This window comes from Alkalihalobacillus trypoxylicola (assembly GCF_001590785.1).
Lineage (GTDB): Bacteria > Bacillota > Bacilli > Bacillales > Bacillaceae_D > Alkalihalobacillus > Alkalihalobacillus trypoxylicola.
The window spans coordinates 1-21,929 of the sequence record NZ_LTAO01000023.1 but is presented as its reverse complement, the minus strand read 5'-3'; the positions used below and the strand labels follow the sequence as shown (position 1 = coordinate 21,929).

Annotated in this window: 21 protein-coding genes; 18 read left to right on the top strand and 3 right to left on the bottom strand. The window is 37.0% G+C overall.

All coding sequences use genetic code 11. The annotated features are described in order from the left end of the window. Nucleotides 1-140 precede the first annotated feature (140 nt). Nucleotides 141-770 (top strand): uracil phosphoribosyltransferase, encoded by a 630-nt coding sequence (gene upp / locus AZF04_RS12785; RefSeq protein WP_061949049.1) that lies wholly within the window; start codon nucleotides 141-143, stop codon nucleotides 768-770. Nucleotides 771-1,153: 383 nt separating this feature from the next. Here upp and AZF04_RS12775 read toward each other — a convergent pair whose 3' ends face one another. Continuing rightward, the gene (locus tag AZF04_RS12775) at nucleotides 1,154-1,618 is read right to left on the bottom strand and encodes a YrvL family regulatory protein (RefSeq protein WP_061949047.1); all 465 of its coding nucleotides are present in this window, start codon (nucleotides 1,616-1,618) and stop codon (nucleotides 1,154-1,156) included. A gap of 350 nt (nucleotides 1,619-1,968) precedes the next feature. Between AZF04_RS12775 and AZF04_RS12770 the strand changes: the two genes are divergently transcribed. From AZF04_RS12770 to spoIID, 15 genes are all read left to right on the top strand, one after another. After that, complete coding sequence (locus AZF04_RS12770; RefSeq protein ID WP_327020394.1) at nucleotides 1,969-4,245, top strand: S8 family serine peptidase; 2,277 nt, start codon at nucleotides 1,969-1,971, stop codon at nucleotides 4,243-4,245. Between the two features lie 352 nt (nucleotides 4,246-4,597). Further along, complete coding sequence (locus AZF04_RS12765; protein WP_061949046.1) at nucleotides 4,598-4,816, top strand: AtpZ/AtpI family protein; 219 nt, start codon at nucleotides 4,598-4,600, stop codon at nucleotides 4,814-4,816. Between the two features lie 2 nt (nucleotides 4,817-4,818). Next, nucleotides 4,819-5,211 (top strand): ATP synthase subunit I, encoded by a 393-nt coding sequence (locus AZF04_RS12760; RefSeq protein ID WP_045483321.1) that lies wholly within the window; start codon nucleotides 4,819-4,821, stop codon nucleotides 5,209-5,211. 13 nt (nucleotides 5,212-5,224) lie between these two features. Beyond that, nucleotides 5,225-5,941 carry a F0F1 ATP synthase subunit A gene (atpB, locus tag AZF04_RS12755; protein WP_174522666.1) on the top strand — a complete coding sequence of 239 codons (717 nt, stop codon included), beginning with the start codon at nucleotides 5,225-5,227 and terminating at the stop codon, nucleotides 5,939-5,941. Nucleotides 5,942-6,012: 71 nt separating this feature from the next. Beyond that, on the top strand, nucleotides 6,013-6,228 hold the full coding sequence (atpE, locus tag AZF04_RS12750) for a F0F1 ATP synthase subunit C (protein ID WP_003320626.1): 216 nt from the start codon (nucleotides 6,013-6,015) through the stop codon (nucleotides 6,226-6,228). A gap of 173 nt (nucleotides 6,229-6,401) precedes the next feature. Continuing rightward, complete coding sequence (gene atpF, locus AZF04_RS12745) at nucleotides 6,402-6,908, top strand: F0F1 ATP synthase subunit B (RefSeq protein WP_045483317.1); 507 nt, start codon at nucleotides 6,402-6,404, stop codon at nucleotides 6,906-6,908. Beyond that, a complete protein-coding gene (locus tag AZF04_RS12740; RefSeq protein ID WP_045483314.1) occupies nucleotides 6,905-7,450 on the top strand; it encodes a F0F1 ATP synthase subunit delta in 546 nt (181 codons plus the stop codon). The genes atpF and AZF04_RS12740 overlap by 4 nt, the downstream gene beginning before the upstream one ends. Nucleotides 7,451-7,471: 21 nt before the next feature. Then, complete coding sequence (gene atpA / locus AZF04_RS12735) at nucleotides 7,472-8,980, top strand: F0F1 ATP synthase subunit alpha (RefSeq protein WP_061949045.1); 1,509 nt, start codon at nucleotides 7,472-7,474, stop codon at nucleotides 8,978-8,980. A 94-nt stretch (nucleotides 8,981-9,074) separates the two neighbouring features. Then, nucleotides 9,075-9,941, top strand: a complete 867-nt coding sequence (locus AZF04_RS12730) for a F0F1 ATP synthase subunit gamma (protein WP_045483308.1) — start codon at nucleotides 9,075-9,077, stop codon at nucleotides 9,939-9,941. 76 nt (nucleotides 9,942-10,017) lie between these two features. Further along, on the top strand, nucleotides 10,018-11,430 hold the full coding sequence (atpD, locus tag AZF04_RS12725) for a F0F1 ATP synthase subunit beta (RefSeq protein ID WP_045483305.1): 1,413 nt from the start codon (nucleotides 10,018-10,020) through the stop codon (nucleotides 11,428-11,430). A 126-nt stretch (nucleotides 11,431-11,556) separates the two neighbouring features. After that, nucleotides 11,557-11,958, top strand: a complete 402-nt coding sequence (locus AZF04_RS12720) for a F0F1 ATP synthase subunit epsilon (protein WP_045483302.1) — start codon at nucleotides 11,557-11,559, stop codon at nucleotides 11,956-11,958. Nucleotides 11,959-12,759: 801 nt separating this feature from the next. Beyond that, nucleotides 12,760-12,993 carry a DUF1146 family protein gene (locus AZF04_RS12715; RefSeq protein WP_061949044.1) on the top strand — a complete coding sequence of 78 codons (234 nt, stop codon included), beginning with the start codon at nucleotides 12,760-12,762 and terminating at the stop codon, nucleotides 12,991-12,993. Nucleotides 12,994-13,095: 102 nt separating this feature from the next. After that, nucleotides 13,096-13,860, top strand: a complete 765-nt coding sequence (locus AZF04_RS12710; RefSeq protein WP_061949043.1) for a YwmB family TATA-box binding protein — start codon at nucleotides 13,096-13,098, stop codon at nucleotides 13,858-13,860. A gap of 44 nt (nucleotides 13,861-13,904) precedes the next feature. Then, the gene (murA, locus tag AZF04_RS12705; protein WP_045483293.1) at nucleotides 13,905-15,212 is read left to right on the top strand and encodes a UDP-N-acetylglucosamine 1-carboxyvinyltransferase; all 1,308 of its coding nucleotides are present in this window, start codon (nucleotides 13,905-13,907) and stop codon (nucleotides 15,210-15,212) included. A 365-nt stretch (nucleotides 15,213-15,577) separates the two neighbouring features. After that, the gene (gene spoIID, locus AZF04_RS12700) at nucleotides 15,578-16,627 is read left to right on the top strand and encodes a stage II sporulation protein D (RefSeq protein ID WP_061949042.1); all 1,050 of its coding nucleotides are present in this window, start codon (nucleotides 15,578-15,580) and stop codon (nucleotides 16,625-16,627) included. A gap of 160 nt (nucleotides 16,628-16,787) precedes the next feature. On the opposite strand, the gene AZF04_RS12695 is transcribed toward spoIID, so the two are convergent. Beyond that, nucleotides 16,788-17,357 (bottom strand): dihydrofolate reductase family protein, encoded by a 570-nt coding sequence (locus tag AZF04_RS12695; protein ID WP_061949041.1) that lies wholly within the window; start codon nucleotides 17,355-17,357, stop codon nucleotides 16,788-16,790. A gap of 213 nt (nucleotides 17,358-17,570) precedes the next feature. Between AZF04_RS12695 and AZF04_RS12690 the strand changes: the two genes are divergently transcribed. Beyond that, entirely contained in the window at nucleotides 17,571-18,500 is a 930-nt protein-coding gene (locus AZF04_RS12690) for a M23 family metallopeptidase (RefSeq protein WP_061949040.1), read from the top strand. A 440-nt stretch (nucleotides 18,501-18,940) separates the two neighbouring features. Here the strand turns inward: AZF04_RS12690 and AZF04_RS12685 are convergent, their stop codons facing one another. Next, nucleotides 18,941-19,873: a nuclease-related domain-containing protein gene (locus AZF04_RS12685; protein ID WP_061949039.1), complete on the bottom strand. Its 933-nt coding sequence runs from the start codon at nucleotides 19,871-19,873 to the stop codon at nucleotides 18,941-18,943. 853 nt (nucleotides 19,874-20,726) lie between these two features. On the opposite strand from AZF04_RS12685, the gene AZF04_RS12680 reads away from it, so the two are divergent. After that, nucleotides 20,727-21,893 carry an IS256 family transposase gene (locus AZF04_RS12680; RefSeq protein ID WP_061949038.1) on the top strand — a complete coding sequence of 389 codons (1,167 nt, stop codon included), beginning with the start codon at nucleotides 20,727-20,729 and terminating at the stop codon, nucleotides 21,891-21,893. Nucleotides 21,894-21,929: the final 36 nt, after the last annotated feature.

Here is a 21,929-nt window from a genome sequence, read left to right as displayed (position 1 = left end):
AATTGCCACATTTACAAGAAAAAATTCGTCATAAAAAGACATATAGACTTGTATACTCTGCTTTTTTTCGGTAAAATTCATCAAGGAGAATGGAACAACGAAAGCTGAGCTTCGTAAATTGAAAAAAAGGAGCCAATAAAATGAGTAAAGTCTATGTGTTTGATCATCCGTTGATTCAACATAAGCTAACCTACATACGTGATAAAGAAACAGGAACAAAGGAATTTCGTGAATTAGTCGATGAAGTAGCAGGCTTAATGGCATTTGAAATTACAAGAGATTTACCTTTGCAAGAAGTAGAGATTGAGACTCCAGTAGGTCCCGCAACCTCTAAAAAAATTGCTGGGAAAAAATTAGGATTAGTACCGATTTTACGAGCGGGCTTAGGAATGACAGATGGAATCCTGCGAATGATTCCAGCAGCTAAAGTAGGGCATGTTGGTTTATATAGAGACCCAGAAACTTTAATGCCAGTAGAATATTATGTGAAGTTGCCAACAGACGTTAATGAAAGAGAATTTATTGTGATTGATCCAATGCTAGCTACAGGAGGCTCAGCTATCGAAGCGATAAACAGCTTGAAAAAGCGCGGGGCTACCAATATGAAGCTTATGTGCTTAGTTGCAGCTCCAGAAGGTGTAGCAGCAGTACAAAAAGAGCATCCTGACATTGACATTTACTTAGCTGCTCTTGATGAAAAATTAAATGAAAAAGGATATATTGTCCCAGGATTAGGCGATGCAGGCGACCGCTTATTCGGTACAAAATAATCTAGGGAAATTCTTATAAAAAAGAAATCGGGTTACTAAAGCCTCGATTTCTTTTTTTATTGTAAGGAAAAGTAATTTCTTTCGATTTGCTGATTATGTGGGACAGATCTATAAAGTGAGCTATGAATTCTTTTGTTGGTAGGATTTTTTTCGACCGTATATCTGTATTGAGCCTTAATTCCGTCCGATGAGAAGCGTCTATTTGACCTTCATTATGATTCAGCGTCCATTTCCATCCAATAGGAAGCTCCTATTTGCTCCTTTATTTCATTTAGCTTTGTATAAGGAATTAGGCGTTTACTCGTTGAATGGTATGATTATTTCAATATCATATAAAAAAAGCTTCCCTAAAAATCACTTTCATGACCTTTTGGGAGAGCTTTTTATTTTTTAGTAGGAGGTTTATCCGTTTGAAAATAACTACTGAGTGCTACTTCAACGGCAGCTATAAAAGCGGATAAAACAATTAAAGCAGGCCAATCTATATTGATAGAATCCATAATGAAATTTAACGATGAAATGACAGCCCAGTTAATCACGAAATACACGAAGAAACTAAATGGCATATATTTATGCTCGGCTATTTTATTGGTGGTAATAGCGAGGCCGAGAATCGTTTTTGCTAGTATATCGCCAAAAAAACTTAACACAAAGTAAAGAATTACGAATAAAAATAGGGAGCGTAGTGAGTCATAAGAGATACCTAAAAGAGTAAATAATCCTGCCATACCTAGATAATATAAAGAAAAGACGAACAAAATGGTACCGGCTATTAATAAAACAAATAAACATATAATTAGTATTTTTAAGCTGATATTTAATTCTTTTGTATTTCTATCATCACTCAAGTGATCACTCTCCAAATTAATAGCATTGCTTTTTTGAATTTGATGTATCGGTGTTTTTCCTATGTATTTCATTCTAGAGAAAAGGAATGAATGCTCTCTATCATTTTATAAGAAGCTATAATTATTATTATAAAGCTTTAGAGAAGATGTTCCTAACATTTTCTTGTGAAATTAAAATGTTTAATCATCTCCACAATGGATTGACCCGTCTTACCTCTTCTCAGATTAAAAAATCCCTAATCTTTTCTTAACTATAGACTTTCACAAATTCAATACATGAAATGAAACAAAACATTCCATACTAAAAAAATCGATATTGGAAGTATTTATTCGTTTAGGGGAAGGAATGGTTGATTTTGAAGAAAGTTTTAGCAATTGGCATCATGCTGACTATAGTACTCACCTTTTTTAGTGTCGGAATAGAAGCAGCAAGTTATCCAGAACGACCTGTTTTTTCTGAAGGTGATGAGGATAGAAAGGAGATTGTCATTGTAACAGCTAAAGGTGATGTAGAGGAATTAATAAAAGAGGTTCAAGAAATGGTTCCAGAGGCTGTGATTAGAAAAAAGTTCATCACACTTTATCATGGATTTACAATGGAATTACCTAGAAGAGAATTAAATAAGCTAACTACCATTGACCAAATTGAAAGAGTTGACCGATTAGCTTATTTTGAAGCTGATTTAGATGTTAGTGTGCCTTTTATTGGAGCTGGTGATACAAAAGAGTTGATGAATAGAGGAGGTAAGCATTTAACGGGTAAAGGTGTTAAAGTAGCAGTGATTGATACGGGGATAGACTATCAACATCCAGATTTGCAGGTCAACTACAAAGGTGGATATGATATTGTCGACGATGATAATGATCCGATGGAAACATTGCCTAGACAGGGTTTACCCACCTTACATGGAACACACGTAGCTGGTATCATTGCTGCGAATGGTAAGATAAAGGGGGTAGCTCCTGAAGCAGAATTATATGCTTATCGTGCACTAGGTCCAGGAGGGCAAGGAACAACAGAGCAAGTAATTGAAGCGATAGAAAAAGCCGTTGAGGATGGCGTTGATATTATTAATTTGTCTCTTGGCAATACAGTGAATGGTCCTGATTGGCCGACTAGTATTGCATTAGACCGTGCCGTAGAAATGGGAGTAGTGGCAGTGACATCTAATGGGAATAGTGGTCCCAAAATGTGGACGGTTGGTTCTCCTGGTACTTCAAGCAAAGCTATTTCAGTAGGAGCCTCAGCACCTCCTATTAAAACTCCGTATATTACGATGTTTGGTGAGGATAAAGAAATATCTTTACTACCTATGGGAGGTGCTTTGCCATGGGAGCTGAAAAAGGATTTTCCTATTATAGATGTTGGTTATGGTACAAAGGAAGAGTTTGATGAACTAGAGATAAAAGGAAAGATTGCTTTAATTAAACGGGGACTCATTCCTTTTACTGATAAAGTTTTAATGGCAAAAGAAGCTGGTGCTGAAGCTGTGATTATTTATAATAATTTATCGGGAGCTTTTGTAGGAGCCGTTGAAGGTGGGGTGAAGCTTTCCGCTGTCAGTATTACAAAAGAGGATGGAGAATGGCTCTTAGCCTATATGAAAAACGAAAAAAAAGATGTAAGGCTTCGGACCATCTACAGAGAGGAGCAAGACTTTATTGCTCCGTTTAGTTCTAGAGGACCTGTTACACATTCCTGGGAAGTGAAGCCTGACTTAGTGGCACCTGGTGTTTCCATTCAAAGCACAATACCAAAAGGGTATTTAAGCTTAAATGGTACAAGTATGTCCTCTCCACATGTGGCAGGTGCTGCGGCCTTAATTTTAGAAGCACACCCTGATTGGTCTCCAGAACAAGTAAAGGCAGCGATGATGAATACTGCGGTAAAGCTATATGATAATCAAAATGAATTGTACTACCCGCATGAGCAAGGTGCAGGTAGATTGCAGGTAGATAAAGCTGTCTCGGCTAGCTCACTTGTTTATCCGGGAGCCTTAACCTTTGGTAAATGGAGCAAAGATGATCGTAGAGAAACGCGGACGATTATGTTTACAATCGATAATCAGGATACAGTCTCGAGGACTTATCATGTTGTGCCACCCTTTGAAGTTCCTGATGGAGTTCAGTGGAAGGTACCATTTGCAACAACACTTGCCCCTGGAGAAAAGAAACAAATTTCACTTTCGATTGATTTAATGCCAAGTGTTTTAGCAGAAGGTCTACATCATGGAGAAATTTTTGTTGAGGGTGGAAGAGAAAAGATTTCAGTTCCTTTTGTATTCTTTATTCAAGAACCTGATTATCCAAGGTTAATGTCCTTTCATTTTGGGCACGGGGATAAGGAGCATAGCTATCGTTACGAATTGTATCTACCAGGAGGAGCTGAGGAAGTGGGGATTGCTATTTATCAGCCGGATACCTTTGAGTTTGTTACGTATTTAGATGTTCAATATGATCTGAGTAGAGGAATGTTTGGTGGGGAAATTCATGATATTGAATTAGAGGACGGTATTTATAAGGCTCTTGTTTATGCAAATCAAGATGGACGAGAAGACACGCTCGAAACATTTATAACGATCGGAAATGAAATTCCTCCTAAAAGTCAAGAGGAAAGTTATGAATAATTTTTGATATATAGGATGGTTATTGTCAATTTTTGTTCACATTGCATGGAGGAAAACTGGTATTTTTAACCAATCCTTTAATAACTCTCAATCCTTGCGGTGGAAGAGAAACCCTTAAAAAATAGAGCGAGAATGAGTGAGAAATGCAATGAAAAAGCACGAAAAATCTTTGTCGGAAATGTGAACATTCAAATTTGAAAACATTTCTCCAATTTTTTCATGGGAAAACCAATTGACACTTGGTTTTCCCTATTGTACGATTACAAAGGGTATGATGATAGGGGTTACATATACTGATGGATTTTTTAAGTCTATTAATAAATGCGGGAAAGAGATAGAAGGGAGACGCTCTATGTCGAATCCTGAAAAGAGTCCTTTTAGAGCAATGGCACTTGTATCTATCATATCAACATACATCGTTGCTTGCACGTTAGCCGGCGTTTTTATAGGGATATGGTTAGATAACAAATTCGAAACACAGCCGCTCTTTTTAATTGTCTCATTATTTACATGGCTAGGTGTTGCGTTTTATGCAGTGTTTAAAACGATTCAACCTTTTTTAGGAGATTAACGATGATTTCTTTTCGAAGTAAAATGAAGCAATATACAGTAATCTTTCTAATGGCTATGGTTGGATTCGCTGTTTGTTATTTGGTAACACCAGTCCCAGAAATTTTCCTCGGTTTATCCTTAGGTTTTTTGGTTAGTTATCTTAATCTTTTAACGATTTTCCAAAAAACTTCTCTCATCGGTCGTATTACGGATAAGTCATTTCAAGGCGGTCAACTACAAGTTTTGTTCGCGGGTTTGACCTATTTAATACGCATCTCACTTATCATTCTTGCACTGTATATCGCATTGCAATTTCCTGATGAAGTGAATTTATATTCGGTCATTGCAGGGATTTCCCTGATTTATGTCATTATATTTGTGGATACACTAACTCAAAGTGGCAGAAAGAGGTGAAATAAAAATGGAAATGTTGGCACATATTCAGCCTATGAGAAACATACTTGGGCTTGACTTTAATATGTCTACCGTATTAATGACAACCGTGACCTGTATTATTGTTTTCTTAATTGCTTTTATTGGGACAAGGAATTTGTCTTTAAAGCCATCTGGTATGCAAAACTTTCTTGAATGGGTTGTCGACTTTGTTCGCGGTATTATTAAAGCGAATATGAGTTGGAAGGTCGGAGGACAATTTATTGCTTTAGCATTTACGCTATTATTCTATGTGTTTGTAGCAAACATGCTAGGGATTCCTTTTGAAGTTTATAATAAAGACACACATGAAGCATGGTGGAGATCACCTACATCCGATCCGGCTTTGACTTTAACAATGGCAGCCTTAGTTATCATTCTTACACATTACTATGGAATTAAAATTCGTGGAATGGGAGAATACTTGAAAGATTATGTTCGACCAGTCTGGTTCTTACTTCCATTTAAAATTATCGAGGAATTTGCCAATACGTTAACATTAGGAATGCGTTTATTCGGTAATGTTTATGCGAAGGAACTTTTAATGATACTACTTGTTGGATTAGGTTCATCTGGGATTTTTGGAGCGTTAGGAGCATTCCTACCAACCATTATCTGGCAAGCATTTGGTATGTTTATTGGCTCATTGCAGGCGTACATTTTTGCGATGCTCGCAATGGTTTATATGTCTCACAAAGTTGAGTCACATTAATTATTAGGTACAACGCTCATAAAGAGCAAAAATTATAAAATATTTTTTTAATTATAGGGAGGAAATTTATCATGGGTTTATTAGGAGCAGCAATTGTTGCAGGTTTAGCAGCTGTCGGAGGAGCAATCGCCGTAGCTATTATTGTAAAATCAACAATCGAGGGTGTAACTCGTCAACCAGAACTTAAAGGTACATTACAAACATTAATGTTCATCGGGGTTCCTCTTGCAGAAGCCGTGCCAATTATCGCGATCGTTATGGGCTTCTTAATCATGGGTAACGCTTAATATTGTCGTTTTTGCGACGCAATGATTGCACTTGTTAATGGCGCCAGCATCCATAATGGGGCTGCGCCATTGCTTATGTAGGCTTTCACAATTAGTTATGTATGGAATAACCTCTTCTTGAAACATAGAAGATTTTGAAGGGATTCTCACATCCACGAAAGGAGTGAAGGACAGTGTCATTTGAACTATTTGGTTTTGTGGTGCCATTAGGCTCTATTCTATTTCAATTAGCAGCTTTCTTAACATTACTTTTCTTCATAAGTAAATTCGCATTAAAGCCACTTCTTGGCGTGATGGAAAAGCGTGAGCAAATGGTCAGTGATCAAATTGAGAACGCGGAAGCAAGAAGTAAAGAGGCCGAGCAATATATTAAGGATCAACGTATTGCTTTAGAAGAAGCTCGTAATGAAGCTAGTGAAATTATTCAAAATGCGAAGAAATTAAGTGAACAGCAGGGGCAAGAAATTTTAGAGCAAGCTCGTGTTAATGCTGAAAGAATTAAAGATTCAGCACTAGCAGAAATTCAACGTGAGAAAGAGCATGCTGTCTCTGAATTACGTGAGCAAGTTGCGAGTCTATCTGTTCTAGTTGCTACAAAAGTAATTGAAAAAGAGCTAGATGAAAAAGAGCAAGAAAAATTAATTCAAGATTATATTAATGAAGTGGGCGGTAAGCTATGAGTAGCAGTACAGTAGCAAATCGTTATGCACAAGCCTTATTTCAAGTGTCTTTAAAAAAGGGAACTCTTGAACAGTCTATCGAGGAATTAAGGGCTATCAAAACGGTTCTTAAAACGACACCTGAATTTTCTCAATTTCTTTCTAATCCGAAGATTTCAAAGGAGCAGAAACATTCTTTTATAAGAACAAGCTTTCAATCAGCTAGTCAAGATGTCATTACGACACTTTTATTATTAGTTGATAAAAAAAGATTGGATATATTAGAGTCTATGATTGAGAAGTTTGTGTCATTATCATTTGAGGCACAAAATATTGCAGAAGCAACTGTGTATTCTGCCAAAGCTTTAACCGAGCAAGAGCAAGAGCAAATTGCTCAAGTTTTTGCGTCAAAAGTAGGAAAAGCTAGGCTATTAATTAATAATGTAGTAAATGCCGACCTTTTAGGTGGTTTTAAAATTCGAATTGGTGACCGTATATATGATGGAAGCATCAAGTCACAGCTTGATCGCTTAGAGCGTCAATTGGTTACGGGAACACGTTAGAAGAAGATAGGGGTGAATGATATGAGCATCAAACCAGAGGAAATTAGCTCTCTTATAAAACAGCAGATTGAGAATTTTGAATCTGATGTTCAAGTACAAGATGTTGGTACAGTTATCCGTGTTGGGGATGGTATCGCACTTGCTCATGGCCTTGAGAATGTAATGGCAGGTGAATTGCTCGAATTCTCAAACGGTGTAATGGGAATGGCTCAGAACCTTGAGGAAAACAATATCGGGATTATCATTTTAGGACCTTACAGAGACATTCGTGAAGGGGACGAAGTAAAGCGTACCGGCCGTATCATGGAGGTGCCTGTAGGGGAAGAATTATTAGGACGCGTCGTTAACTCATTAGGACAGCCTATCGATGGCTTAGGTCCAATTAATACGACAAAATCACGTCCAATTGAAAGCCCAGCTCCAGGAGTTATGGCTCGTAAGTCGGTTCATGAGCCACTTCAAACGGGTATTAAATCGATTGACTCTATGGTTCCGATTGGCCGTGGACAACGTGAATTAATAATTGGAGACCGTCAAACTGGTAAAACATCGATTGCTATCGATACAATCCTTAACCAAGCCGATCAAGATATGATCTGTATCTATGTGGCGATTGGTCAAAAGGAGTCTACAGTAGCGGGAGTTGTGGAAACACTTCGTCAAAAGGGAGCTCTTGATTACACAATCGTTGTATCAGCGAGTGCATCTGAGCCTGCTCCAATGCTATTCTTATCAGCATATGCTGGAGTAACAATGGGCGAAGAGTTCATGTATAACGGCAAGCATGTTTTAGTAATCTATGATGACTTATCAAAACAAGCAGCTGCTTACCGTGAGCTTTCCCTATTACTTCGTCGTCCTCCAGGTCGTGAGGCATTCCCAGGGGATGTATTCTACCTACATTCACGTTTACTTGAGCGTGCAGCTAAACTAAACGACGACTTAGGTGGCGGTTCTATCACAGCTTTACCTTTCATTGAAACACAAGCTGGTGACGTTTCTGCCTACATTCCGACAAACGTTATTTCCATTACAGATGGACAAATTTTCTTGCAATCTAATTTATTCCACTCAGGTGTTCGTCCAGCTGTTAACCCAGGTTTATCGGTATCCCGTGTTGGTGGTTCAGCACAGATTAAAGCGATGAAAAAGGTTGCAGGTACTTTACGTTTAGATTTAGCCGCTTACCGTGAGCTAGAAGCATTCTCTCAATTTGGTTCAGATCTTGATAAAGCGACTCAATCGAAATTAAATCGTGGTCAACGCACAGTAGAAATCTTAAAGCAAGATTTACACAAACCATTAACGGTTGATAAGCAAGTCGTTATTCTATATGCACTAACTAAAGGATTTTTAGATGATATTCCTGTTGGAGATGTTCTACGCTTTGAATCTGAACTATTCACATTCATCGAGCACAATAAAAAAGAGATATTTGAACATATTCGTACAACAGGAGCATTACCTGAAGATGCTGATTTAGTTGCAGCTATCCAAGAGTTCAAAAAAGGATTCAGTGTAAGTAAATAATTGAATGAAATCTCCTAGTCATTTTAACAATGACTGAGATTTCTTTTATACAATTAACGATGGAATAGAGTCTTGCAAAAAGGTGGTGAAACAAGTGGCTTCATTACGTGATATTAAAGGTCGAATTACGTCTACGAAAAAGACTAAACAAATAACAAAAGCGATGCAGATGGTTTCAGCCTCTAAGCTAAACCGTGCTCAATCAAAAGCACAAGCCTTCCAACCATATACAGACAAAATTCGTCAGGTTGTTACTGCAATAGCATCTTCAAGCACAGAAGTATCTCATCCGATGCTTGAGTCTCGTCCTGTAAAGAAGACTGGTTATATTGTAATGTCCTCTGATACGGGTCTTGCAGGAGGGTATAACAGTAACCTTGTTCGTGATTTGCTTAAAACCATTGAAGAGCGTCATTCTTCTAAGGATGAATATGCAATTATTGTACTAGGTCGTATCGGTCGTGACTTGTTTAAAAAGCGTAATCTTCCAATCATTCAAGAGTTGATCGGAGTACCTGATCAGCCTGAGTTTAATGATATTAAAAATGTTGCGCGTACAACAGTTGAAATGTTTGCTGACGGCATTTTTGATGAGTTATATGTATGGTATAACCACTTTGTCAACCCAATTAAACAAGATGTAACCGAGAAGAAACTTTTACCATTAACGGATATTGATAAAGAAGAAACAAAAGGTATTAGTAGTGAATACGTATATGAGCCATCAGAAGAGGCTATATTAAAGGTTCTTCTTCCACAATATGCGGAAAGTTTAATTTACGGAGCATTGCTTGATGCAAAAGCTAGTGAGTTTGGTGCACGAATGACAGCTATGAGTGCAGCAACCGATAATGCTTCAGGCCTAATTGATGATTTGACATTAACATATAACAGATTAAGACAAGCAGCGATTACCCAAGAGATTACGGAAATCGTTGGTGGAGCAGCTGCTTTAGAATAGTACATGTAAAACTATGATAATCGGTCATTTAATGTTTATTAGAAAAATAACGCAATGACCATTAGGAGGGAAAAAAATGAATACAGGTCGCATTACTCAAGTAATGGGTCCAGTTGTTGACGTAAAGTTTAACAGTGGGCAATTACCTGAACTCAATAACGCATTGCGTGTTGAACAAAAAGGTTCAGCAATCAATGCAGTTGATGTGAATGTAACATTAGAAGTCGCTTTGCACTTAGGTGATGATACGGTACGAACAGTTGCAATGTCATCTACAGACGGGCTTGTGCGCGGAACAGAAGTGGTTGACACAGGTGACGCGATTTCTGTACCAGTTGGGGACGTGACATTAGGTCGTGTATTTAACGTTTTAGGTGAAGCGATTGACTTAGCTGAGCCGATTCCAGCTGATGCGAAACGTTCTCCTATTCACCGTGAAGCCCCGAAGTTTGATGAGCTTTCAACAGGTAAAGAAATCCTTGAAACAGGGATTAAAGTAGTAGATTTACTAGCACCTTATATTAAAGGTGGAAAAATTGGTTTATTTGGAGGAGCGGGAGTAGGTAAAACCGTTCTTATCCAAGAATTAATTAATAACATTGCTCAAGAGCACGGTGGTATTTCTGTATTTGCTGGTGTTGGAGAGCGTACTCGTGAAGGAAATGACCTTTTCCATGAGATGACTGATTCTGGTGTTATTAAGAAAACGGCGATGGTATTCGGTCAAATGAATGAGCCACCAGGTGCACGTATGCGTGTTGCTCTTTCTGGATTAACAATGGCTGAGCATTTCCGTGATAAAGATGGTCAAGACGTTCTTTTATTCATCGATAACATCTTCCGTTTTACACAAGCTGGTTCAGAGGTTTCGGCTCTACTTGGTCGTATGCCATCTGCCGTTGGTTATCAACCAACACTAGCAACGGAAATGGGTCAATTACAAGAGCGTATTACGTCAACTAAAGTTGGTTCAGTTACATCTATTCAAGCCATTTATGTACCTGCCGATGACTATACGGATCCAGCTCCTGCGACAACTTTCGCTCACTTAGATGCAACAACTAACTTAGAGCGTAAATTATCTGAGATGGGTATCTACCCAGCCGTGGATCCACTAGCTTCTACATCTCGTGCCCTTTCTCCAGAGGTTGTTGGAGAAGAACATTATTCTATTGCTCGTCAAGTACAGCAAACTTTACAAAAGTACAATGAGCTTCAAGATATTATTGCAATCCTTGGTATGGATGAGCTTTCAGAGGAAGAGAAACAAATCGTTGCTCGTGCACGTCGTATTCAATTCTTCTTATCGCAAAACTTCCACGTGGCTGAGCAATTTACAGGTCAAAAAGGATCTTATGTACCGGTTAAGGAAACCGTGAATGGATTTAAAGAAATTCTAGAAGGAAAGTATGACGACCTTCCAGAGGACGCTTTCCGTCTAGTTGGACGTATTGAAGAAGTTGTTGAAAAAGCAAAACAAATGGCTTAATCCACTAGTCACGACTGTTAGGTTATAACAGTGATTTCAAATCCTCACTCTAGTCATATGTCATAATGAAAGCATCTAGAGTGAGTAATTTTCAAAACCCGTAATGCTATTAGGGAGGGTTTTTACATGCCAACAATTAATGTGAACGTTGTAACTCCTGATGGCAAAGTGTATGATGGCGATGTTGATATGGTAAGTGTTCGCACGGTTGATGGTGAACTAGGTATCTTACCTAAACATATTCCGTTAGTAGCTCCACTTACGGTTGGAGCAGTACGCTTAAAAAATGGCTCAAATGTTGAAAAAGTTGCAGTAAGTGGTGGCTTCGTTGAAGTCCGTCCTGACCAAGTAACGATTTTAGCTGAGGCTGCTGAATTGCCATCTGGAATTAATGTAGAGCGAGCGACAGAAGCGAAAAATAGAGCAGAGAAGCGATTAAATGAAATCAAACAAGATCAAATTGATATCAAACGTGCTCAATTAGCTCTCAAACGAGCAAACAACCGCTTAAATGTAGCGAGCAAATAGGTAAAGAGGCTAGTATAGAACTAGTCTAAAAAATAAAAAACGAGTCCGAAGGAATTTATCGGGCTCGTTTTTTATTTTTACAAGATTGAGTGAATAACATAATTGCTCCATAAGTGAATGAAACCGAACGTTTATTAAAAAATATGTCTTAAATGTTTTTGAATTTACACGTTGATTGTAATGCTAGGTAGTGACTCCCAAAGGATCAGCGCCGTTTGAAGATCCACTCTGACGACGCTCTGCCTAGTCAGAGTTAGCTGAAGACAAGCCCTTGGGAAAACATCTACCTAAAGTGGAAATCAAAAACCTAACCTTTCCGTTTTCATTATAAGAGTTGTATAAGTTCACTCGTTGTAAATCTCAAATTATATATAATTTTATGAAACCTTTTGTGTATTTTAACGTTATATATATTGAAATGGTGATTGGATGATTGAGTCTCTGAAAAATCGGGTAGAGATAATAAACCTAAAGTAGTCTTAATCATCTAAGTAGTCATTTACCAACTTAATATTTGCTCTGTTTTAAGCAAAAACGGAAACAACAAAAGTATTCAAATTGAAGACGAAGAGAACAAACATTTGACATCGGTCTTTTCTATCAAAAAGTTTGTAAAAAAACAGACACAATTTCATAAAAAATAGGTCAGTACAACTATATAATTCCATATTTGATCTATAGATTTTTTTAACAAGATAAGTTATTATGAGATGTGGATTGTTTTTTAAACAAGCATTAAAAATGAAGATGCAAAAATCTTGTCGATATTTGACTAATTAAGTAGAAAAGGAGCTAAGAACCATGTTAGAGGAATTTGGTCAACAGGCTATAATACATATTATTGTCAATGTACTTTTCCTTGCATTAACATGGTGGGCATTACAGGCAGTTCGATTTGATGTATTCTTACGAGATCCGAAAGGACCGAGAGCTATTACATTAATGGTATTGTTAACCTTTGCTATTGCCCATTTGGTGAGTAACTTTTTTCTTGATTATTTAAATTCATCTCAAATGCTACGCTATTTATGGTGATTTGTACAACATGTCGAATAGTGACTACAACTTCCATGTATGAGGTTTCCTACTCTGGTCAAAATGTAAGTATAAGCTTATTTTTTGGAGGGGAAACCAAAAATGAAAATGGGAATGAATCTTTTTGTTGTGGTAGTGTTGTTCGGGTTAGGTTATGTACACTTTTTTGCAAACTCTTTAGGGGGTCATTCATTAAAAGCCACAGCCGAAGATTTAGTGGAATTGGCTGGAAATCAGAGATGGGAAATAGATGAATGGCAGATTTTAATTAGAGAAGAACAAGAAATGATCTCTGATAAAGAATCATTCAAGCAGCATGTACATATGATGAGCCGTATTTTTGATAACTGGATGGTAAAAAGTGTTGATGTTACTAGCTCTGAATGGAGCGCACTGATTACCAATAACAATCCAAGTATGGATACAAAAGAGACCGTTAAAATCTTTGCCTATCCAGAAAATGGACAGTATCGAGTTTCGCACACATATCAACTTCAAGGATCCTCACTTCACACTCTTTCATCACAGCAATTGGAACCGTTAGTTCAATCAAGAATGAATTCTTTCTCACTTGATCAAGCAACCATTTTCACGCAATTAAAAACGTCACAAAATGAAAATTTATTAGCTAATAACGATATTTCACATTTCGCCGATCAATTACTTGAAACCCTTGATGCAACACAGATTGAAGCATTGAAAGAGGAGCATTTTCTATCTGTTTCTGCTTATTTAGAGGACTGGGAACAAGCTATTGAAACGAATGGTGAAGAGATGAATATTCAACTAGCGATTAGACAAGAGCAAGGATTGGGCTCTAGGACGACTGTGACAATAGGAACGCCTATTATTACGACTGAATATTGATAATATAGAAGAGACCATAATTTCAAGACGCGGAGGGGAATACGTTGGAAAAAATTATTGTCCACGGTGGTAACAAGCTAAAGGGCACTGTAAAGGTATCAGGTGCCAAGAACGCTGTACTACCTGTGATTGCTGCATCGATTTTAGCTGGCCGCGGCACGAGCCATATTTATGATGTGCCTTCATTGGCTGATGTATACACAATGCAAGAGGTTTTAAGAAATTTAAATATTGATGTGGAATATACTGATGGAGTATTTAAAGTAAACGCAGAAGATACTTTAAAAACAGAAGCACCGTTTGAATATGTAAGGAAAATGCGTGCATCATTCTTAGTAATGGGTCCACTTTTAGCAAGAGTAGGAAAAGCACGTATTGCATTGCCAGGTGGCTGTGCAATTGGTTCAAGACCTATTGATCAGCATTTAAAGGGATTTGAAGCAATGGGAGCCGTTGTTGAAATAGGAAATGGCTTTATTGAAGCACGCATTGATGGACGTCTTCAAGGTACAAAAATTTATTTGGACTTCCCAAGTGTAGGAGCTACTGAGAATATCATGATGGCAGCTGCTTTAGCTGAGGGAACGACTATTATTGAAAATGCTGCTGAAGAGCCAGAAATTGTCTGCTTAGCGAATTATTTAAACTCGATGGGTGCGAAAGTTCGTGGTGCGGGTACAGGAGTTATTCGTATTGAAGGAGTCGATTCATTAGAAGGAGCAGAGCATACAGTGATACCTGATCGAATTGAGGCAGGTACTTTTATGGTGGCAGCTGCTATTTCTGGTGGAGATGTATTAGTAGAAGGCGCTTTGAGTGAACATTTACGTCCTTTAATCGCAAAAATGCAGGAAATGAATGTCAAAATTATCGAAGAGCCAACTGGACTTCGAGTCATTGGACCAGAGGTTTTAAAAGCTGTTGATATTAAAACGATGCCTCACCCAGGTTTTCCTACTGACATGCAAGCTCAAATGATGGCGTTATTACTAAAGGCAGAGGGAACTAGTGTCATCACTGAAACGGTATTTGAAAACAGATACATGCATGTTGAAGAATTCCGCCGTATGAATGGAAACATCAAAATAGAAGGTCGTTCTGCGATTATTTCAGGACCTAATTCTTTACAAGGTGCAGAAGTTGCAGCAACTGATTTGCGTGCTGGTGCAGCACTAGTGATAGCTGGTTTAGTTGCAGATGGCATTACACGGGTTACGGAGCTTCAGCATATTGACAGAGGATATGTAAACTTAACAGAAAAGCTTTGTGGCTTAGGAGCCAAAATAGAGCGATTTAAAGAAGAAACCGAAGCTGCTCCAACAGAAGTAGAAGTAAAAACCAATTTAGTGTAATTATTAAAAAAAATCATCATAATGATCCCCTTTCCGGGAAGACAGATGTTAATCTGCTCCTAAAGGGGTTTTTTTGATCTTTAATAACTGAAAACCGAAAAAACATAAAAGATACATATGTATAAATAATATTTGAAAAGACCAAAATGGAACTTGTCTATTTCCCTAAAAGCCAAACTCATTCGAAATAGCCATAAAAAATGAGGAAAGCTACGAATAAGCTGTTTTTTCTTCAAAAATCTGTAATAGAAATTGTAGAATCCTGCTTATAGCTTATCTCTTGAATCTATCAAAATCAGTTCTATCGTTTTTACAGATAACATATATTCAAGTATAGAGAGATAACTGATGGAGGAGTTTAGACTATGAAAAGAATGCTCGTTCTAGGTATTATTCTAAGTGCAATTGTTTTAGTTCTGCCTACAATGCTTGTACTAATGGGCTCTTCTAATGAAGAAGTTCTGCAAACAGACAACATTGTTGAGGCTTCAACTGAAAAGGAACAATCTCATGAATCAGAAGAAGTGGTTTTAGAAAAAACTTCTGCCGATGATGTAATGGTGACCGTATTTAGAACAGAGAAAAATGAGGTTGAAGAAATAAAGTTGGAAGAGTATGTAATGGGAGTGGTTGGCTCAGAAATGAATGCTTCTTTTGAAATGGAAGCACTAAAAGCACAAGCATTAGCTGCAAGAACATTTATTTTACAGTATATGATGAATGAAGAGGTGACGAAAACACCAGAAGGCGCACTCATTACTGATACTGGAGCAACACATCAAGTGTATCAAGATAAGACACAGTTACAGGAAAAATGGGGAGAGCAGTTTGATGAATATTACCGTAAAATTGAAGAGGCCGTCCTTTCAACAAAGGGTGAAATCATTACCTATGGTGAAAAGCCTATAGATGCCTCTTATTTTTCTACTAGTAATGGATACACAGAAAACTCAGAGGATTATTGGGAAAATAAACTACCTTACTTAAGAAGTGTAGAAAGTCCCTGGGACCAAGAATCTCCTCGTTTTACTGGTCAAACCACAATTAGCGTTGAAGATTTTGAAGCAAAGCTCAATGTAGAGCTGCCGAATGATGGAAGTGTGGGTACGATTGTTTCAAGAACGAATAGTGGTCGAGTAGAAACAGCCAATATTAACGGAAAAGAATTAAGTGGGAAAGTAATTCGTGAAAGTCTTAGTCTTGATTCAGCTGATTTCCAGTGGCAAAGACAAGGGAATGAAGTAATTGTTCAAACAAAAGGCTGGGGACACGGTGTAGGAATGAGTCAATACGGAGCAAATGGAATGGCTTTAGAAGGAAAAAGCTATAAAGAAATTGTTCACCATTATTATCAGGATGTAAAAATTGAAACGACAGCTCCTTTTATCAAACAATATGTCGCAAACCGCTCATAAAAAGTAGAATTGAAAATGCTTAAAAAGAGTGAAACTAATTGTAGTTTCATTCTTTTTTTTGCTATCGGAAAAACTACAAGGAGGGTCTAAGACTTCATAAAAATACACAACCACATCCACTAATGGGGTAATGCATAAATTATAAGGAGCTTGGGTTACTTCATTTGTTCAACTGAAATTTTGGACTATAGATGATTAAGATGTTTCCAGAACTAAATGACTTAACGTCCAAAACAGAAAAAACCCTCTTGATATCGTTCATTTTAAAATAAGAGACCCCATTTCCAAGAGCTACTGGATTTATAATATAATGAATTTCATCAATAAGTTGGTGACTCAATAAGAAATGAACTAATTCAGAGCTTGCTAAGATTAAGAGGTTTTTCCCGCTTTTTTGTTTAAGAGATTTTAATGTTTCGACGATTTGATCATGAACAATGTTAGAATTCTCCCAGCTAGTATTATTTAATGTATTCGATATGATCAGCTTTTTTAAGTTATTCATTTTCGCTGCAATATAAGGAAGGGAGGATTTAGCTTTTTCAGTTGGCCAAAAATGAGACATATGTTCAAATGTTTTTCGACCAAATATTAACTTATCACATGTTTCCATAAGAGAATAAGAATAGCTGTGATACTCATCATCAATAACATGCCAAGTTAATTGATGTTCGGAATCCTCCATATAACCGTCGATGCTAACCATTATCTGTGCTATGATCTTCCTCATTAAAAAACCTCCATACTCTAAAATTTTAATATTCACTATATTTATTCAATAACAAAGGCCGTAACCCTCTATATAAAAAAGTTAAAATCAGCGGTCTTTTTTTAAATGGATGAATAAAAATGTTACTATTGTCGAAAAATAAATGAAAAAAATTTAATTTACATGTATACAAACCTCTTAATCTGATCAAACTGATTGCTGAGGTGATGAAACATGAGAGAAGACGAAAACAAACGCTCTTCGAATCAAGAGAAAAATTCTTTAAGTGTAAATGTAAAGCGACTTATGCGTAAACGCTGGGCCGCACCTGCTCTCTATTTAGTCGTAGCAGCTGGAATTCTAAGTGCCGTATTTTTCCTACAAGGTGAAAATGAATCTACTAATCCAGAAAGTCAAACGGAAATCAATGATTCTGGTATTGGATTAAATCCGTTTGATGAAGAAGCAATGGAAGTAACCATTTCAAATGAAGTTCTAGAGATGCCAGTATCAGAAGACAGTGAAGTAGAAATTGTTGGACCTTTCTATGATACAAATGGAACATTAGAAGATCAGCAAAAAGCATTAGTATTCTACGATAATATGTATTACCAAAACAAAGGAATAGACTATGCAAGAGCAGATGGAGAATCCTTTGAGGTAACAGCAGCTTTATCAGGTACAGTTGTAAAAGCACAAAAGGATGCATTACTAGGTTATGTAGTAGAGTTAAACCATGAAAATGGAATTGTCACTCATTATCATAGCTTAGAGGGAGTAAGTGTATCTGAAGGAGAAACCGTTAAACAAGGTGAGTCTTTAGGAAATGCAGGAAGAAATATGTACAATACGGATGCTGGAGTTCATGTTCATTTCGAGCTTCGTAATGATGGAATACCAGTAAATCCAACAGATTTATTCAAGCAACCTATTGATACTTTATTAGATGAAGAAGCAGACAACAAAGAGCCAGCTGATGGAGAGAAAGAGCAACCAGAAAAGGAAGAAAGTACCAATGACGCCTTAAAGCAACCAGCTGATGATAAAGAGCAAGATGAGAAAGAAAAAGAAGATGAGCAAGAGAATTCTGACGATGAAGACACCGATAACACTGAAAACAATGAAGCGATTGAATCAATCGGTGAAGTTTCGATGGCCGTTTAATCTAGAATACGAGACACCACAATTAGCAAATGATTGTGGTGTTTTTTTGTTTGTAAAAGGTTTTAGGAGAAAGAAGCATTTAGTCTGACCAATTGTGTTTGTCTCAAGTTGGTAGATGCTATCGGAAAAACACCTATGTTCAAGTGAAGGTTTGAAAGTTGATTAGCTCATTAAAAAGGTAATCTGATAAGGAGCACGTGTTTGTTTTAACCGGGATATTAAAGGGTGTGAAAGTGCTTCAAACATTCATCCCACTTAATTTAGATTAGACATTCAATTAGTATAGATAGATGAAAGTAAAAGAAAAAATAGGTGAGGGCAGCGAACTAAGATACTTGAGTTCAAAAATGAAAGAGGAAACTACTAATAAAACGCTTTACTGAAAAGAAGAAGTATTGAAAAATTGGTAGATACTTATTATTCGGAATTTAAGTTTTCAATTATTGATAATAGGTATATCTTGTTTTTTTGGTGGGCTTAAAGTTGGAGCGAAGAATTTGGTATATCGTTTTTTGTGAGAGGATTTTGCACCATTGATATATTTTAGTTGTCGTAAGCTTCTGGCTAGGAAACAGTAAGATAAATTCTTCAATATTTCGAAGAACTGCCTCTTTTTTCTTTTCCGAAATTCCACATTTTTCACAAGAAATAAGCTTCGTCTTGATTCTAGTTTGGAGGGAACTGCAGTTTTTGCAACGAATGCCTTTTTTGAGCTCTGCAAAATTAAAGCTAGGTATTCTCATCAAATTCTTAGGAACAAAACTTTGTTTTAAAAATAAATTTGAAAGGTCTTGTAGTTTTTGATAAGAGAGAATTACTTGTGTATTGAAATATATTTCATGGAGCTTCTTTTTAAATCGTTTCAATTGAGGCGGATACACAAAAGAATGTAAATAAGGCACATCTAATGGTGCATAGTACAAAAAGAAATGAGGATTGATAAAAATGACATAAGCATGGATGGGGATATCATAATCGTGCTCAGTTAAGAATTGACGTAATAGGGTTTTATTTCTTTGTAACTGAAGTGAGGGATTTAGAACCTCTTTATTTTGATGAGTATAGAGGGTATCATTTTCAAAATAGTAATCATGAGAATAAAATTTAATTTCAAAAAGGAATAAAGATTTGTTTGTTAAAACGATGTAATCTAGCTGAAATTTCGAATTCTTTACTTCTAAACATAAATTATGAAAACACAACCAATCTTCAGGTAAGTCCTCACACCACTTTTCAAATTCTAGCTCTCCATGGAACCCTTTAAGATTTTTAAAATAATATTGCATATCCTCCTTCGTAATATTCTGTTTGCGACTTCTTAAACTTCTCCATATGGAAAATTCTAAAGGCTCTTTACAAGGTTTAACAATCAATAGTGTTCCTCCTTAATAATTTTTTTGATTCAACGGTTGATTGCTGAGTGAATAAAAGGACTATCAGTTAGTAGGCGAATGAAATGTAAGTGAAGGTTAACAAAAAGGGGTTACTAGAAAGATTTTAAAGGAAATGTCATATGGAGAATTTTGAAAATGAAAAGCTTTTTTGCCAAAGTATCCGAAGGGATCAAACAGAAATAGGGGAGTGACTAAGAAATGGAAGAAAGGGGATATCTAAATTCATATTAATTGAATTTTTTGAAAAAAACAATAAAAACTTTATCATTTTTTGTGAAATCCAATAAACTCTTAGCAAAAAAAGTAGAAATTAGAGAGTTCATTTGGATAAAAAAGGGCTGAGCAGGCGAAAAAAGTCAAAAGGGAAAGGTCTGTTCACCCCAACTGAGAGCCGCACCACAAAAAAGCTCAAAAGGAAGCAGTCTATTCACCGGAAAAAAGCATGCGATTAGGAAATTGGTCAAAAGAAAGCCTCCTATTCGCCCGAACTGGGAGCCGCACCACCAAAACGGTCAAAAGGGAAAGCACTATTCACCCAAAAAGAGCTCAGAATCAAAAAAACGGTCAAAAGGGAGCCGTCTATTCACCCGAAAAAAGCATGCGATTAGGAAATTGGTCAAAAGAAAAACGCTATTCGATTAAGTCCATATAATTGTGTAAAAAGAAAAGGCCATTATCATGTCCGTGTTACAATGAGTTCGACGAAAAACCATCACACACGGAGGATATGATAACGATTAAGTCCATATAATTGTGTAAAAAGAAAAGGCCATTATCATGTCCGTGTTACAATGAGTTCGACGAAAAACCATCACACACGGAGGATATGATAATGACCACTTTTAATATTACTATAAATTTGGAACAACTTAAAGCTGAGGTTGAAAAAAGCTCYTTGGACTCTCCAGTCAAGGCTTCTCTCGCTCTTGTATTAAATTCGCTTATGGAGAAGGAAAGAGATGAATATGTTAACGCGCTTTCTCATGAAAGATCCGAACAACGAAATGGGTATCGCAATGGATATTATGAAAGGGAGTTAATTACAGGTGTCGGTTCTCTTACACTGAAGGTTCCTAGGACTCGCGATGGTGAGTTTTCCACCTCTGTTTTTGAAAAATATGAGCGCTGTGAACAAGCACTCATCCTCTCTATGGTGGAGATGGTCGTCAATGGGGTTTCTACCCGTAAAGTGACTAAAATTGTAGAGGAATTATGCGGGAAAAGTGTCTCTAAATCAATGGTTTCTAACCTGACTAAATCCTTAGACCCGATCGTCAATGAGTGGAGGAACCGTCCTTTAAATACCATCTATTATCCTCATATCTATGTCGATGCGATGTATATTAAAGTTCGAGAAGGTGATAAAGTGGTCTCAAAAAGTGTTCATATTGCTTGTGGTATCAATGCCGACGGTTACCGAGAAATTATTGGATTAAGAATTACACATGGTGAGTCCTCGGAAACCTGGTTAGCCTTCTTTGACTATTTAAAATCACGAGGGTTACAATCCCCTAAACTTATGATTTCAGATGCCCATTCAGGTTTAGTGTCATCGATTCAGAAATCATTTTTAGGAACCTCTTGGCAAAGGTGCTGTGTTCACTTCCTTCGGAATATCATGGACGCCTTACCCAAAAAAAACACATCAGAAGCTCGTTCTGACCTGAGGGAATTATTCCAAACGTCTAATCTAGCTTTTACCCGTGAGCGAAAAGCTCAATTTATCCAAAAGTATCAAGGTGTAAAAGGCTTCTCCAAAGCCATTGAGAAGTTAGATGCCGGCTTCGAAGATGCCATACAGTTCCACTCTCAAAAGAGAGAGCTTCATAAACATCTTCGTACGACCAATATGTTAGAAAGAGTCAACCGAGAGATTCGAAGAAGAGAAAAGGTCATTCAGATCTTTCCAAATGATCAATCAGCTATTCGAATCATCGGTGCTGTCTTAATGAAAATTGAAGAGGATTGGAGCCCTAAGAAATACTTAAAACATCTTTAGTTTGTATGACTACGCCCAATGTATGACTACGCCCAA

Bases quoted from the DNA above. Each gene is read 5' to 3' on its own strand.
- upp (WP_061949049.1), top strand. From the start codon at position 141: ATGAGTAAAGTCTATGTGTTTGATCATCCGTTGATTCAACATAAGCTA.
- AZF04_RS12765 (WP_061949046.1), top strand. From the start codon at position 4,598: ATGTCGAATCCTGAAAAGAGTCCTTTTAGAGCAATGGCACTTGTATCT.
- AZF04_RS12760 (WP_045483321.1), top strand. From the start codon at position 4,819: ATGATTTCTTTTCGAAGTAAAATGAAGCAATATACAGTAATCTTTCTA.
- atpB (WP_174522666.1), top strand. From the start codon at position 5,225: ATGTTGGCACATATTCAGCCTATGAGAAACATACTTGGGCTTGACTTT.
- atpE (WP_003320626.1), top strand. From the start codon at position 6,013: ATGGGTTTATTAGGAGCAGCAATTGTTGCAGGTTTAGCAGCTGTCGGA.
- AZF04_RS12740 (WP_045483314.1), top strand. From the start codon at position 6,905: ATGAGTAGCAGTACAGTAGCAAATCGTTATGCACAAGCCTTATTTCAA.
- atpA (WP_061949045.1), top strand. From the start codon at position 7,472: ATGAGCATCAAACCAGAGGAAATTAGCTCTCTTATAAAACAGCAGATT.
- atpD (WP_045483305.1), top strand. From the start codon at position 10,018: ATGAATACAGGTCGCATTACTCAAGTAATGGGTCCAGTTGTTGACGTA.
- AZF04_RS12720 (WP_045483302.1), top strand. From the start codon at position 11,557: ATGCCAACAATTAATGTGAACGTTGTAACTCCTGATGGCAAAGTGTAT.
- AZF04_RS12715 (WP_061949044.1), top strand. From the start codon at position 12,760: ATGTTAGAGGAATTTGGTCAACAGGCTATAATACATATTATTGTCAAT.
- AZF04_RS12710 (WP_061949043.1), top strand. From the start codon at position 13,096: ATGAAAATGGGAATGAATCTTTTTGTTGTGGTAGTGTTGTTCGGGTTA.
- spoIID (WP_061949042.1), top strand. From the start codon at position 15,578: ATGAAAAGAATGCTCGTTCTAGGTATTATTCTAAGTGCAATTGTTTTA.
- AZF04_RS12695 (WP_061949041.1), bottom strand. From the start codon at position 17,357: ATGAGGAAGATCATAGCACAGATAATGGTTAGCATCGACGGTTATATG.
- AZF04_RS12690 (WP_061949040.1), top strand. From the start codon at position 17,571: ATGAGAGAAGACGAAAACAAACGCTCTTCGAATCAAGAGAAAAATTCT.